The sequence below is a fragment of the Streptomyces phyllanthi genome (assembly GCF_009377205.1).
Classification (GTDB): Bacteria; Actinomycetota; Actinomycetes; order Streptomycetales; family Streptomycetaceae; genus Streptomyces; species Streptomyces phyllanthi.
This window is the reverse complement of the sequence record NZ_VJZE01000236.1, coordinates 1-13,866: the sequence shown is the minus strand read 5'-3', so window position 1 is coordinate 13,866 and position 13,866 is coordinate 1. Positions and strand designations below refer to the sequence as shown.

At 69.7% G+C, this 13,866-nt stretch carries 13 protein-coding genes; all 13 read left to right on the top strand.

Features of this window, described 5'->3' with window-relative positions; genetic code table 11:
* Nucleotides 1-190 precede the first annotated feature (190 nt).
* Nucleotides 191-829: a vitamin K epoxide reductase family protein gene (locus FNH04_RS27755; RefSeq protein WP_152788530.1), complete on the top strand. Its 639-nt coding sequence runs from the start codon at nucleotides 191-193 to the stop codon at nucleotides 827-829.
* A gap of 53 nt (nucleotides 830-882) precedes the next feature.
* The gene (locus tag FNH04_RS27750) at nucleotides 883-2,238 is read left to right on the top strand and encodes a replication-associated recombination protein A (protein ID WP_322724019.1); all 1,356 of its coding nucleotides are present in this window, start codon (nucleotides 883-885) and stop codon (nucleotides 2,236-2,238) included.
* A 342-nt stretch (nucleotides 2,239-2,580) separates the two neighbouring features.
* Nucleotides 2,581-3,195 (top strand): 30S ribosomal protein S4, encoded by a 615-nt coding sequence (gene rpsD, locus FNH04_RS27745; RefSeq protein ID WP_152788529.1) that lies wholly within the window; start codon nucleotides 2,581-2,583, stop codon nucleotides 3,193-3,195.
* A 229-nt stretch (nucleotides 3,196-3,424) separates the two neighbouring features.
* The gene (locus FNH04_RS27740; protein WP_322724017.1) at nucleotides 3,425-3,877 is read left to right on the top strand and encodes a DUF948 domain-containing protein; all 453 of its coding nucleotides are present in this window, start codon (nucleotides 3,425-3,427) and stop codon (nucleotides 3,875-3,877) included.
* 7 nt (nucleotides 3,878-3,884) lie between these two features.
* A complete protein-coding gene (locus FNH04_RS27735) occupies nucleotides 3,885-4,241 on the top strand; it encodes a hypothetical protein (RefSeq protein ID WP_152788527.1) in 357 nt (118 codons plus the stop codon).
* On the top strand, nucleotides 4,241-6,913 hold the full coding sequence (alaS, locus tag FNH04_RS27730) for an alanine--tRNA ligase (protein WP_152788526.1): 2,673 nt from the start codon (nucleotides 4,241-4,243) through the stop codon (nucleotides 6,911-6,913). Before FNH04_RS27735 ends, alaS begins: the two co-directional genes overlap by 1 nt.
* A gap of 11 nt (nucleotides 6,914-6,924) precedes the next feature.
* Nucleotides 6,925-7,389, top strand: a complete 465-nt coding sequence (ruvX, locus tag FNH04_RS27725; RefSeq protein ID WP_152788525.1) for a Holliday junction resolvase RuvX — start codon at nucleotides 6,925-6,927, stop codon at nucleotides 7,387-7,389.
* A 114-nt stretch (nucleotides 7,390-7,503) separates the two neighbouring features.
* Nucleotides 7,504-9,297, top strand: coding sequence for an endolytic transglycosylase MltG (gene mltG / locus FNH04_RS27715; protein ID WP_152788523.1), 1,794 nt, complete (start codon nucleotides 7,504-7,506; stop codon nucleotides 9,295-9,297).
* Nucleotides 9,297-10,133 carry a shikimate dehydrogenase gene (locus FNH04_RS27710; protein WP_152788522.1) on the top strand — a complete coding sequence of 279 codons (837 nt, stop codon included), beginning with the start codon at nucleotides 9,297-9,299 and terminating at the stop codon, nucleotides 10,131-10,133. Before mltG ends, FNH04_RS27710 begins: the two co-directional genes overlap by 1 nt.
* Before the next feature lie 50 nt (nucleotides 10,134-10,183).
* Entirely contained in the window at nucleotides 10,184-10,567 is a 384-nt protein-coding gene (locus FNH04_RS27705; RefSeq protein ID WP_322724013.1) for a hypothetical protein, read from the top strand.
* 159 nt (nucleotides 10,568-10,726) lie between these two features.
* Nucleotides 10,727-11,911 (top strand): chorismate synthase, encoded by a 1,185-nt coding sequence (aroC, locus tag FNH04_RS27700; protein ID WP_152788521.1) that lies wholly within the window; start codon nucleotides 10,727-10,729, stop codon nucleotides 11,909-11,911.
* Nucleotides 11,908-13,554 (top strand): 3-dehydroquinate synthase, encoded by a 1,647-nt coding sequence (gene aroB, locus FNH04_RS27695; protein ID WP_152788520.1) that lies wholly within the window; start codon nucleotides 11,908-11,910, stop codon nucleotides 13,552-13,554. The genes aroC and aroB overlap by 4 nt, the downstream gene beginning before the upstream one ends.
* Before the next feature lie 170 nt (nucleotides 13,555-13,724).
* Nucleotides 13,725-13,866, top strand: a 142-nt coding sequence (locus tag FNH04_RS49485) for a Pro-rich N-terminal domain-containing protein (protein WP_228031647.1), incomplete at its 3' end; no start/stop codon positions are given.

Genomic DNA, 13,866 nt, shown 5'->3' with positions numbered 1-13,866 from the left:
GGGATGGGACGGGTACGGGCGGCGGGGGCGAGTGCCCCCGCGTCAACCCCGCGGACGCGGGTTCCTCCCGTCGGACGACCTCGGTGCGCGAACGCCCCGCCCTTATGTCCAGCGAACGGTGGACCGGCCCTTGTGTACGGCACAATGACCCTGCCCGGAAGCCCTCCTACGACGCTACGGATACGACGAGATGAGCAAGACGACGGTCAAGGACGACGTCTCCATGGAGCGGGAACAGACCCACACTCCACGCACCGCGGGGGCCGGCCGGGCCTTCGCGATCCTGCTGCTGATCACCGGCGCGGCGGGACTGCTGGCCTCCTGGATCATCACGATCGACAAGTTCAAGCTGCTGGAGGACCCGGACTTCACGCCGGGCTGCAGCCTGAACCCCGTCGTCTCCTGCGGCAACATCATGACGAGCGACCAGGCCGCCGCCTTCGGGTTCCCCAACCCGATGCTGGGCCTCGTCACCTACGGCATCGTCATCTGCGTGGGCATGAGCCTCCTCGCCCGTGCCACCTTCCCGCGCTGGTACTGGCTCACCTTCAACGCGGGCACCCTCTTCGGCGTCGGCTTCTGCGCCTGGCTGATGTTCCAGTCCCTGTACCGGATCAACTCGCTCTGCCTGTGGTGCTGCCTGGCCTGGGTCGCCACGATCATCATGTTCTGGTACGTGACGTCCTTCAACGTCCGCAACGGCTTCCTGCCCGCCCCGAGCCGGCTCAAGAGCTTCTTCGGCGAGTTCACCTGGGTCCTGCCCGTGATGCACATCGGCGTCATCGGCATGCTGATCCTGACCCGCTGGTGGGACTTCTGGACCAGCTGACGCCCGCCGGGCACCCGGGGGCGTTGTCAGTGGGGTGACATAGGGTTTCGGACGTGGAGCCCGACCTGTTCACCGCAGCCGCAGAAGAACGCCAGGAGAAGGACCCGTCCGGCAGCCCCCTGGCCGTCCGTATGCGCCCGCGCACCCTCGACGAGGTGGTGGGCCAGCAGCACCTGCTGAAGCCGGGCTCCCCCTTGCGCAGACTGGTCGGCGAGTCCGGCGGCGGCCCGGCCGGACCGTCCTCGGTGATCCTCTGGGGCCCTCCCGGCACGGGAAAGACGACACTCGCGTACGTCGTCTCCAAGGCCACCAACAAGCGCTTCGTGGAGCTCTCCGCGATCACCGCGGGTGTGAAGGAAGTCCGCACGGTCATCGACGGGGCCCGCCGCGCCACCGGCGGCTTCGGCAAGGAGACCGTCCTCTTCCTCGACGAGATCCACCGCTTCAGCAAGGCCCAGCAGGACTCCCTGCTCCCGGCCGTCGAGAACCGCTGGGTGACCCTGATCGCCGCGACCACGGAGAACCCGTACTTCTCGGTGATCTCGCCCCTCCTGTCCCGCTCCCTGCTCCTGACCCTCGAACCGCTCACCGACGACGACGTACGAGGACTCCTGCGCCGCGCTCTCGCCGACGAGCGCGGGCTCAAGGGCTCCGTCACCCTCCCCGAGGACACCGAGTCGCACCTGCTGCGGATCGCCGGCGGCGACGCCCGCCGCGCCCTCACCGCCCTGGAGGCCGCCGCCGGAGCCGCCCTCGACAAGGGCGAGACGGAGATCGGGCTGCAGACCCTCGAGGAGACCGTCGACCGCGCCGCCGTGAAGTACGACCGCTCCGGCGACCAGCACTACGACGTGGCGAGCGCCCTCATCAAGTCCATCCGGGGCTCCGACGTCGACGCCGCCCTGCACTATCTGGCCCGCATGATCGAGGCCGGCGAGGACCCCCGGTTCATCGCCCGCCGCCTGATGATCTCCGCCAGCGAGGACATCGGCCTCGCCGATCCGAACGCGCTGCCGATAGCCGTCGCCGCCGCTCAGGCCGTCGCCATGATCGGCTTCCCCGAGGCCGCGCTCACCCTCAGCCACGCCACCATCGCCCTCGCCCTGGCCCCCAAGTCGAACGCGGCGACGACGGCGATCGGCGCCGCCATGGAGGACGTACGCAAGGGACTGGCCGGCCCCGTGCCCCCGCACCTGCGGGACGGGCACTACAAGGGCGCGGCCAAGCTCGGCCACGCACAGGGGTACGTGTACCCGCACGACGTACCCGAGGGCATCGCCGCCCAGCAGTACGCCCCGGACGCACTCAAGGACCGTGAGTACTACGCACCGACCCGGCACGGAGCCGAGGCGCGCTACGCGGACGCGGTCGAGTGGACCAGGAAGCACCTCGGTCGGAAGCGGTCCTGACCGCCCTGTAGACTTGCCCGAAGCGCTGCGTCCCGCGTCCGGCACCTCAAAAAGGCGTCGGCATCACCAGAGCGGGACATCCAGCCGGAACTTCGGGATCGAAAGGCCCCGGGATTCCAGGAGCGTCGCGCACCGTCGAAGGTGTCGCGGGCAGCCCACCACCCTCCCGGTGCCGGGAATCGGTCGGTGGGCCACTCGCGTGCTGCACGTATGTGCCCAGACCTGGGAGCGGCTGCCCGTACGGCCCGTCACACGGCCTCACGGGTTTCCCGGGCTGCGGATGCGACCTCCCCTAACCCTGGTGAAGCCGAATTCAGAAGAGAAACACGAGGTGTTTGGTTCATGGCGAACCAGTCCCGCCCCAAGGTCAAGAAGTCGCGTGCCCTCGGCATCGCGCTGACCCCGAAGGCCGTCAAGTACTTCGAGGCCCGCCCCTACCCGCCGGGCGAGCACGGCCGCGGCCGCAAGCAGAACTCGGACTACAAGGTCCGTCTGCTCGAGAAGCAGCGTCTGCGCGCGCAGTACGACGTGTCCGAGCGCCAGCTCGTCCGCGCGTACGACCGTGCCTCCAAGGTTCAGGGCAAGACCGGTGAGGCCCTGATCATCGAGCTGGAGCGCCGTCTCGACGCCCTGGTCCTGCGTTCGGGCATCGCCCGCACGATCTACCAGGCCCGCCAGATGGTCACCCACGGCCACATCGAGGTCAACGGCCACAAGGTCGACAAGCCGTCCTTCCGCGTCAAGCCGGACGACGTCGTCATGGTGCGCGAGCGCAGCCGTGAGAAGTCGCTCTTCCAGGTCGCCCGTGAGGGTGGCTTCGCGGCCGACGGTGAGACCCCGCGCTACCTCCAGGTGAACCTCAAGGCCCTGGCGTTCCGCCTGGACCGCGAGCCGAACCGCAAGGAGATCCCGGTGATCTGCGACGAGCAGCTCGTCGTCGAGTACTACGCCCGTTGATCCTTTCCCGGATCGCTTTCCGACGGACGTAGCACCTCCCGCGCGTCAGCCCGCCGTTCCCCTCGCCCTCCGGGGCGGTCGGGGCGGCGGGCTCCCGCGTTTTCCGCGCGGGAACCCGGTTATGCGCTACGGAGCCAGTAATGCGGTACGGAGTGGCACCCCCGGCGCGATAGGCTCGGGGGCACGACTTTTCGATGTTCAGGCATGTTCCAGCATGTTCAGGGAGCGGGTGCACACAGTGTCCGGTGGAGAGGTGGCCGGGATCCTGGTGGCCGTCTTCTGGGCGATCCTGGTCTCCTTCCTCGCCGTCGCGCTGGCGAGGCTGGCCCAGACGCTCAAGGCGACCACCAAGCTCGTCGCGGACGTGACCGACCAGGCCGTCCCGCTGCTCGCCGACGCCTCCACCGCGGTCCGCTCCGCACAGACCCAGATCGACCGGGTCGACGCGATCGCGTCGGACGTCCAGGAGGTCACTTCGAACGCGTCGGCGCTCTCCACGACCGTGGCGTCCACCTTCGGCGGCCCCCTGGTGAAGGTGGCGGCGTTCGGCTACGGCGTCCGCCGGGCCATCGGCCGCCGTGAGAGCGACTCCGCCAAGGAGCCCCGGCGTACCGTGATCGTGGGCCGCACCGTTTCGTCCGCGCGGCGGGGGAAGCGGAACACCCGGGACAAGAAGGACTGACCGAGCGATGTTCCGCCGTACGTTCTGGTTCACCACGGGCGTCGCCGCCGGTGTGTGGGCCACCACCAAGGTCAACCGCAAGCTGAAGCAGCTGACCCCCGAGAACCTCGCCGCGACGGCGGCGAACAAGGCGATCGAGACGGGTCACCGGCTCAAGGACCGCGCGGTCGGCTTCGCGCTCGACGTCCGTGACGGCATGGCCCAGCGTGAAGCCGAACTCGGCGACGCGCTCGGCCTGAACGCACCGGTCGACCACGAGCTCCCAGCCCCGCGGCAGTACGCCGCGATCGAGAACCGCACCAAGCCGAAGACGTACGTCGTCGACGGGACGACGTACTCGTACAACCGGAATGAGGACCACTGATGGAGTCGGCTGAAATCCGCCGCCGCTGGTTGAGCTTCTTCGAGGAGCGCGGTCACACCGTCGTCCCTTCGGCGTCGCTCATCGCGGACGACCCGACTCTGCTCCTCGTCCCGGCCGGCATGGTCCCGTTCAAGCCCTACTTCCTGGGCGAGGTCAAGCCGCCGTACGCCCGTGCCACGAGCGTCCAGAAGTGCGTGCGCACGCCGGACATCGAGGAGGTCGGCAAGACCACCCGGCACGGCACGTTCTTCCAGATGTGCGGCAACTTCTCCTTCGGTGACTACTTCAAGGAAGGTGCCATCAAGTACGCCTGGGAGCTGCTCACCACGCCCCAGGACAAGGGTGGTTACGGCCTGGAGCCGGAGAAGCTCTGGATCACCGTCTACAAGGACGACGACGAGGCCGAGCGCATCTGGCACGAGGTCGTCGGTGTGCCGAAGGAGCGCATCCAGCGCCTCGGCATGAAGGACAACTACTGGTCCATGGGCGTCCCCGGCCCCTGCGGCCCGTGTTCCGAGATCAACTACGACCGCGGCCCCGAGTTCGGCGTCGAGGGCGGCCCCGCCGTCAACGACGAGCGGTACGTGGAGATCTGGAACCTCGTCTTCATGCAGTACGAGCGCGGCGAGGGCATCGGCAAGGACAACTTCGAGATCCTCGGCGAGCTGCCCAGCAAGAACATCGACACGGGCCTCGGCCTGGAGCGCATCGCCATGATTCTGCAGGGCGTGCAGAACATGTACGAGATCGACACCTCCATGGCCGTCATCAAGAAGGCCACCGAGCTGACCGGTGTCGCGTACCGCGACGCCAAGGACTCCGACGTGTCCCTGCGCGTGGTCACCGACCACATGCGCACGTCCGTGATGCTCATCGGCGACGGCGTCACCCCCGGCAACGAGGGCCGCGGCTACGTCCTGCGCCGCATCATGCGCCGCGCCATCCGCAACATGCGCCTGCTCGGCGCCACCGGTCCGGTCGTCAAGGAACTGATCGACACCGTCATCGGCATGATGGGCCAGCAGTACCCCGAGCTCATCACCGACCGCGAGCGCATCGAGAAGGTCGCCCTCGCCGAGGAGGCCGCCTTCCTCAAGACGCTGAAGGCCGGCACGAACATCCTCGACACCGCTGTGACCGAGACCAAGACCGGCGGCGGCACGGTCCTGCCCGGCGACAAGGCCTTCCTGCTCCACGACACCTGGGGCTTCCCGATCGACCTCACCCTGGAGATGGCCGCCGAGCAGGGCCTGACCGTGGACGAGGACGGCTTCCGCCGCCTGATGAAGGAGCAGCGGGAGCGCGCCAAGGCCGACGCCCAGGCCAAGAAGACCGGCCACGCCGGTGTCGGCGCCTACCGCGAGATCGCCGACACCGCCGGAGAGACCGACTTCATCGGCTACTCGCACACCGAGGGCGAGTCCAGGATCGTCGGCATCCTCGTCGACGGCATCTCCTCCCCGGCCGCCACCGAGGGCGACGAGGTCGAGATCGTCCTCGACCGCACCCCGTTCTACGCCGAGGGCGGCGGCCAGATCGGCGACACCGGCCGGATCAAGGTCGACACGGGTGCCGTCATCGAGATCCGCGACTGCCAGAAGCCGGTCCCGGGCGTGTACGTCCACAAGGGCGTCGTCCAGGTCGGCGAGGTCACCGTCGGTGCCACGGCCCACGCCTCGATCGACGGCCGCCGCCGCACGGCCATCGCCCGCGCCCACTCGGCCACGCACCTCACCCACCAGGCCCTGCGCGACGCCCTCGGCCCGACGGCCGCCCAGGCCGGTTCCGAGAACCAGCCCGGCCGCTTCCGCTTCGACTTCGGTTCACCGTCCGCCGTCCCGACGGCCGTGATGACCGACGTCGAGCAGAAGATCAACGAGGTGCTCGCCCGCGACCTCGACGTGCAGGCCGAGGTCATGGGCATCGACGAGGCCAAGAAGCAGGGCGCCATCGCCGAGTTCGGCGAGAAGTACGGCGAGCGCGTCCGTGTCGTGACCATCGGGGACTTCTCCAAGGAGCTGTGCGGCGGCACGCACGTCCACAACACCTCCCAGCTGGGCCTGGTGAAGCTCCTCGGCGAGTCCTCGATCGGCTCCGGTGTGCGCCGTATCGAGGCTCTCGTCGGCGTCGACGCCTACAACTTCCTGGCCCGTGAGCACACGGTCGTCGCCCAGCTCCAGGAGCTGATCAAGGGCCGCCCGGAGGAGCTCCCGGAGAAGGTCTCCGCCATGCTCGGCAAGCTGAAGGACGCCGAGAAGGAGATCGAGAAGTTCCGCGCCGAGAAGGTGCTCCAGGCCGCCGCCGGTCTCGCCGAGTCCGCCCGGGACGTCCGGGGCGTCGCCCTGGTCACCGGCCAGGTCCCGGACGGCACGACCCCCGACGACCTGCGCAAGCTGGTCCTCGACGTGCGCGGCCGCATCCAGGGCGGACGGGCCACCGTGGTCGCCCTGTTCACCGTCAGCAACGGCAAGCCGCTGACGGTCATCGCCACCAACGAGGCCGCCCGCGAGCGCGGTCTGAAGGCCGGTGACCTGGTCCGCACGGCCGCCAAGACCCTCGGCGGCGGCGGTGGCGGCAAGCCGGACGTCGCCCAGGGCGGTGGCCAGAACCCGGCCGCCATCGGCGAGGCCGTCGACGCGGTCGAGCGCCTGGTCACCGAGACGGCCAAGTAGGGGTCGCCGCGATGCGCAGAGGCCGCCGGCTCGCGATCGACGTCGGGGACGCCCGTATCGGGGTCGCCTCGTGCGACCCCGACGGGATCCTCGCGACACCGGTCGAGACGGTCCCGGGACGTGACATCCCGGCCGCGCAGCGCCGGCTCGGGCAACTCGTCGAGGAGTACGAGCCCATCGAGGTCGTCGTCGGCCTCCCTCGCTCTCTCAAGGGGGGCGAGGGCCCGGCCGCGGTGAAGGTCCGCGGCTTCGCACAGGAACTGGCACGCATGATCGCCCCCGTTCCGGTGAGGCTCGTGGACGAGAGGATGACCACAGTGACGGCCAGTCAGGGACTGCGCGCCTCCGGAGTGAAGTCCAAAAAGGGCAGATCGGTGATCGACCAGGCCGCAGCCGTGATCATCCTGCAACAGGCACTCGAATCCGAACGGGTGTCAGGTAAAGCACCCGGCGAGGGCGTCGAAGTGGTCATCTGATCGCGATACGGTAACGTTCCGCGCGATGCGGTGGCATTCGAACAGCCTCCGCACAGATCGAGGCGGGACGGAAGCGGAGCCGCGCGACCGCCGCCTCGCGGCTCTAGGGGATCGATGACTGAGTATGGCCGGAGCTCGGGCTCCGAACCGTGGCATCCCGAGGACCCGTTGTACGGGGACGGTGGATGGGGCGGACAGCAGGCCCATGCGGGCCAGCAGTCCCCCTACGGCGGCCAGCCGCAGCAGCATCCAGAGCAGCAGCCCCAGCAGCAGTACGGCGACTGGGGCCACGGCCAGCAGGCCACCTATGGTCAGGCGCCACAGCAATACCAGCAGTACGGCGGGCAGGGCAACTACTCGTACGAGGGTCACGGCCACCAGCCCTACGACGGGCAGAACCACCAGTCGTATGACGGGTACGGCCACCAGCCGTACGGCGACCAGGGTCGGCAGTACACCGACCAGAACCATCAGCAGTACCAGGGCGGTGGCTGGGACACCGGCACGCAGACGCACGGCCAGGTCCCGTATCCCACCGACCCGGTGGACCCTTACGGGGGGCAGAACGCCCAGTACGGCGGTGACCAGTCCGACTACTACGGCACGTCCGACGCGTACCCGCCACCGGAGCCTCCGGCCCGCCGCCGTGCCGAACCCGAGCCCGAGCAGACCGACTGGGACCCGGGGCCGGACCAGGGTGAGCACGCGTTCTTCGCCGGCGGCAACGACGAGGACGACGAGGACTCCGAAGGTCCGGGCGACCGCGGCAGCCGGAAGGGGAAGGCCGGCAAAGGCGGCAAGGGCGGTAAGAGCGGCAAGGACGGCAAGAAAGGCCGCAGCGGCCTCGCCTGTCTGGTTGTCGTCCTCGTTCTCGGCGGAGGCGTCGGCGGAGCCGGGTATTTCGGCTACCAGTTCTACCAAAATCGTTTCGGCGCGGCTCCCGACTACGCGGGGGACGGCACGAGCGACACGGTGACCGTCACCATTCCCAAAGGTGCTTTCGGTTCCGCGATCGGGCAGGCGCTGAAGAAGGCCGGCGTCGTGAAGAGCGTCGACGCCTTCGTGGCCGCGCAGCAGGAAAACCCCAACGGGGGCAATATCCAGGCCGGCGTCTATGTGCTCAACAAGCAGATGTCCGCCGCGAGCGCCATCGAGCTCATGCTCGATCCCAAGAGTCACAACAACCTGGTCGTCGCCGAAGGCCGGCGCAACGCCGAGGTCTACGAACTGATCGACAAGCGTCTCAAGGTCAAGGCGGGCACGACCGCCGCGGTCGCCAAGAAGGAATGGTCGACGCTCGGCCTTCCCGAATGGGCGAACGACAACAAGGACATCAAGGATCCGCTGGAAGGGTTTCTCTACCCGTCCGCCTATCCCGTCTCCAAGGGAATGAAGCCCAAGGACGTCCTGAAGGAAATGGTCCAGTTCTCCAAGGAGAAATACGAGGACCTCGGTCTGGAGAACAAGGCCGAAAAGCTGGATCTGGACAGCCCGCTGCAAGTGCTCACCGTGGCGAGCCTCGTCCAGGCCGAGGGCTATTCGAAGGACGACTTCGAGAAGGTGGCGAGGGTCGTCTACAACCGTCTCAAGAGGGACAACACCGAGACCTACGGCCTGCTCGACTTCGACTCGACGGTGAACTACCTGCGGGGCGAGTCCAAGTTGGCCACGGGATCGGTCAACCAGCTCCGCGCGATCAACGACCCGTACAACACCTACAAGATCAAGGGCCTCCCGCCCGGACCGATCGCCAACCCGGGCGAGGTGGCGATCAAGGCGGCCCTCAACCCGGCCAAGGGCGACTGGTACTACTTCGTCTCGATCAGCAAGGACAAGACGCTCTTCGCCGTGACCAACGAAGAGCACAACCGCAACCGCGAGCAGTACCTCAAAGAGCAGAACGGATGATGAGCGGTACCGACAGCAAGCACCGGGCAGCCGTACTCGGTTCCCCTATCGCCCACTCGCTCTCCCCGGTGCTGCACCGTGCGGCATACGCGGCGCTCGGGCTCGACGACTGGTCGTACGACCGCTTCGAGGTCGACGAGGACGCGCTGCCGGAGTTCCTGGGCAGGCTGGGCCCCGAGTGGGCCGGGCTCTCCCTGACCATGCCGCTCAAGCGGGCCGTCATCCCGCTGCTCGACGAGATCAGCGAGACGGCGGCCTCCGTCGAGGCCGTCAACACCCTGGTGTTCACCGAGGACGGGCGCCGCCGCGGCGACAACACCGACATCCCCGGGATGATCGCCGCGCTGCGCGAGCGGGGCATCGAGCAGGTCGACTCGGCCGCGATCCTCGGCGCGGGTGCCACCGCGTCGTCCGCGCTGGCCGCGCTCGCCCGGATCTGCACCGGCGAGGTCGTCGCGTACGTACGGAGCGAGGCGCGCGCCGCCGAGATGCGGCAGTGGGGCGAGCGGCTCGGTGTCGAGGTGCGCACGGAGGACTGGGCGGACGCGGACCGGGGCCTGCGCGCCCCCCTGGTCGTCGCCACCACCCCGGCCGGTACGACGGACGCCCTCGCCGGCGCCGTACCCGAGCGGCCGGCCACGCTCTTCGACGTGCTGTACGACCCCTGGCCCACCGCCCTCGCGGCGCGCTGGTCGATGTACGGCGGGGCCGTCGTCAGCGGGCTCGACCTGCTGGTGCACCAGGCGGTTCTCCAGGTGGAGCAGATGACGGGCCGTTCGCCGGCCCCCGTGGAGTCCATGCGTAAAGCGGGCGAACACGCGCTCGCGGATCGCTAGGATCATCGAGTTCCGCAGGGGGCGGAGAAGAACCAGGGGGGAGTACGGCCATGTCCATCATGTCCACGGGGGTGCCGCTGGCGGGCGGCAAGAGCGAGATCTTCGAGATCGTCCTGAAGTTCATGCCGGAGTGGGTGCAGGTGACGGTGCTCGCCCTGATCGTCCTCATCGTCGTCGTCTCCTGGATCATCACGCTCAAGAACAAGATCGCGCGCCGTCGCGCGGCCCGCGCCGGTCTGCCCGTTCACGCGGTGGCGCAGTCCGGACAGGGGAGGGGCGCCGACTACCTCGGCGCGTACGCGCCCCAGCAGGCCCAGGCCCAGGCCCAGGCCCAGGCCCGGACGAGCGGTGAGCCCCGGCAGGAGCAGCCCAGCGGTGCCGACTTCCTCGGCGCCTACGCGCCGCAGCAGACCCAGCGGAACGCCGCCTCCTGACCGTGCCCGTCCGTTTGATGGACCGGCAGCCGGGTCCCCGTCGCGGACGTGGCAGGATCGAGGGTGGCGGGCCGGTCCGCGCACCCGGTCACGCAGTCGCCGTACGCGAGGACGTGCGTACGCAGGGCGGTACCAGGGCGCGAGCACGGAGGAGCACCGTTGAGCAGGTTGCGCTGGTTGACCGCGGGGGAGTCCCACGGTCCGGCACTCGTCGCGACGCTGGAGGGTCTGCCCGCCGGCGTGCCGATCACCACGGACATGGTGGCGGACCACCTGGCGCGCCGGCGGCTCGGCTACGGGCGCGGCGCGCGGATGAAGTTCGAGCGCGACGAGGTCACCTTTCTCGGCGGCGTCCGGCACGGGCTGACCCTGGGCTCCCCGGTGGCGGTCATGGTGGGGAACACCGAGTGGCCGAAGTGGGAGCAGGTCATGGCGGCCGACCCGGTCGACCCGGCCGTCCTCGACGATCTCGCCCGTAACGCGCCCCTGACGCGGCCCCGGCCCGGACACGCGGACCTCGCGGGCATGCAGAAGTACGGGTTCGACGAGGCCCGGCCGGTGCTGGAGCGCGCCTCCGCGCGCGAGACGGCGGCCCGGGTGGCCCTCGGCGCGGTGGCGCGGTCGTACCTGAAGGAGACCGCGGGGATCGAGATCGTCTCGCACGTGGTGGAGCTGGCGGCGGCCAAGGCCCCGTACGGCGTCTACCCGACCCCGGCCGACGTGGAGAAGCTGGACGCCGACCCGGTGCGCTGTCTGGACGAGGACGCGTCGAAGGCGATGGTCGCGGAGATCGACCAGGCGCACAAGGACGGCGACACCCTCGGTGGTGTCGTGGAGGTGCTCGCGTACGGGGTGCCGGTCGGGCTGGGCTCGCACGTGCACTGGGACCGCCGGCTGGACGCCCGCCTCGCGGGTGCCCTCATGGGAATCCAGGCCATCAAGGGCGTGGAGGTCGGCGACGGCTTCGAGCTTGCCCGCGTGCCGGGTTCGAAGGCGCACGACGAGATCGTGCGGACCGACGAGGGCGTCAGGCGCGCCACGGGCCGCTCGGGTGGTACCGAGGGCGGACTCACCACGGGCGAGCTGCTGCGGGTGCGGGCGGCCATGAAGCCGATCGCGACCGTGCCGCGGGCGCTGGCCACCATCGACGTGGTCACCGGTGAGGCGACCAAGGCCCACCACCAGCGTTCCGACGTCTGCGCGGTCCCGGCCGCCGGTATCGTCGCGGAGGCCATGGTGGCGCTCGTGCTCGCGGACGCGGTGGCGGAGAAGTTCGGCGGCGACTCGGTGACCGAGACCCACCGCAACGTGCAGTCGTACCTCGACAACCTGGCGATCCGATGAACGGTCCCGTGGTCGTTCTCGTCGGCCCAATGGGCGTCGGCAAGTCCACCGTGGGTTCGCTGCTCGCCGAGCGGCTCGGCTGCGGCTACCGGGACACCGACGACGACATCGTCGCCGAGCAGGGCCGCTCGATCGCGGACATCTTCGTCGACGAGGGCGAGCCGGTCTTCCGCGCGATCGAGAAGCGGGCGGTGCACACCGCGCTGGCCGAGCACGGGGGTGTCCTGGCGCTGGGCGGCGGCTCCGTCCTGGACGAGGACACGCGGGCCCTGCTGGCCTCCCACCGGGTGGTCTATCTGTCGATGGACGTCGAGGAGGCGGTCAGGCGCACCGGCCTCAACACGGCCCGTCCGCTGCTGGCGGTCAACCCGCGCCGGCAGTGGCGCGAGCTGATGGAGGCCCGCCGCCACCTGTACACCGAGGTGGCCCACGCGGTCGTCCCCACCGACGGGCGTACGCCGGAAGAGGTCACCCAGGCCGTCCTGGACGCACTGGAGCTGAAGACCGCATCTCCCGGGGGACAACCCCCGGACCCCCGGCCGGAGGACGCGATGGCGAACGAGGTTACAAGGATCCAGGTCGGCGGCACGGCGGGCACCGAGCCGTACGAGGTCCTGGTCGGTCGTCAACTCCTCGGTGAACTCGGCGGGTTGATCGGGAGCAAGGCCAAGCGGGTGGCGGTGATCCACCCCGAGGCGCTGGACGGGACCGGCGAGGCGCTGCGCGCGGACCTGGCCGAGCAGGGCTACGAGGCCGTGGCGATCCAGGTGCCGAACGCGGAGGAGGCCAAGACCGCCGAGGTCGCCGCCTACTGCTGGAAGGCGCTGGGCCAGTCCGGGTTCACGCGTACGGACGTCATCGTGGGCGTGGGCGGCGGGGCCACCACGGACCTGGCCGGGTTCGTGGCCGCGACCTGGCTGCGCGGGGTGCGCTGGATCGCCATCCCCACCACCGTGCTGGCCATGGTGGACGCGGCCGTCGGCGGCAAGACCGGGATCAACACCGCCGAGGGCAAGAACCTCGTCGGAGCCTTCCACCCGCCGGCCGGTGTGCTGTGCGACCTGGCGGCGCTGGACTCGCTGCCGGTCAACGACTACGTGTCCGGGCTCGCCGAGGTCATCAAGGCCGGGTTCATCGCCGACCCGGTGATCCTGGAGCTGATCGAGTCCGACCCGCAGGCCGCCCGCACCCCGGCCGGCCCGCACACCGCCGAGCTCATCGAGCGGTCCATCAGGGTCAAGGCCGAGGTCGTCTCGTCCGACCTGAAGGAGTCCGGCCTGAGGGAGATCCTCAACTACGGGCACACCCTCGGGCACGCGATCGAGAAGAACGAGCGCTACAAGTGGCGGCACGGCGCGGCGGTCTCCGTGGGCATGCACTTCGCCGCCGAACTGGGCCGTCTCGCGGGCCGGTTGGACGACGCGACCGCCGACCGCCACCGCACCGTCCTGGAGTCGGTGGGACTGCCGCTGTACTACCGCCATGACCAGTGGCCCAAGCTGCTGGAGACCATGAAGGTCGACAAGAAGTCCCGCGGCGACCTGCTGCGGTTCATCGTCCTCGACGGACTGGCCAAGCCCACCGTCCTGGAGGGTCCCGACCCGGCGGTGCTGCTCGCTGCCTACGGTGAAGTGGGGCAGTAACACCCGCCTGGACGCCGTACGCCCGATTCGCCTTGTGGCCATGGGCACTTCGGACCGTCCCCGGCCGTTCACCAAACGACGGCGGGGGACGGTACCGTTCGGTAGGGGACGGGGCGCCAGCGCCCCGCCTGCCAGCGCCAACGTGACTGTACGAGACGGAGTGGCACCGGATGCAGCACGCAGTGGGGGCTCCGCTGCCGCCGCCCCATCAGCCGGGGCACGGCCCGGCGACCGACTGGTCCTCGGCCGGACACCACCCGGGACACCCGGGACACCCGGGACCCGCACCGTCGACCCCACCCGCCCCGGGGT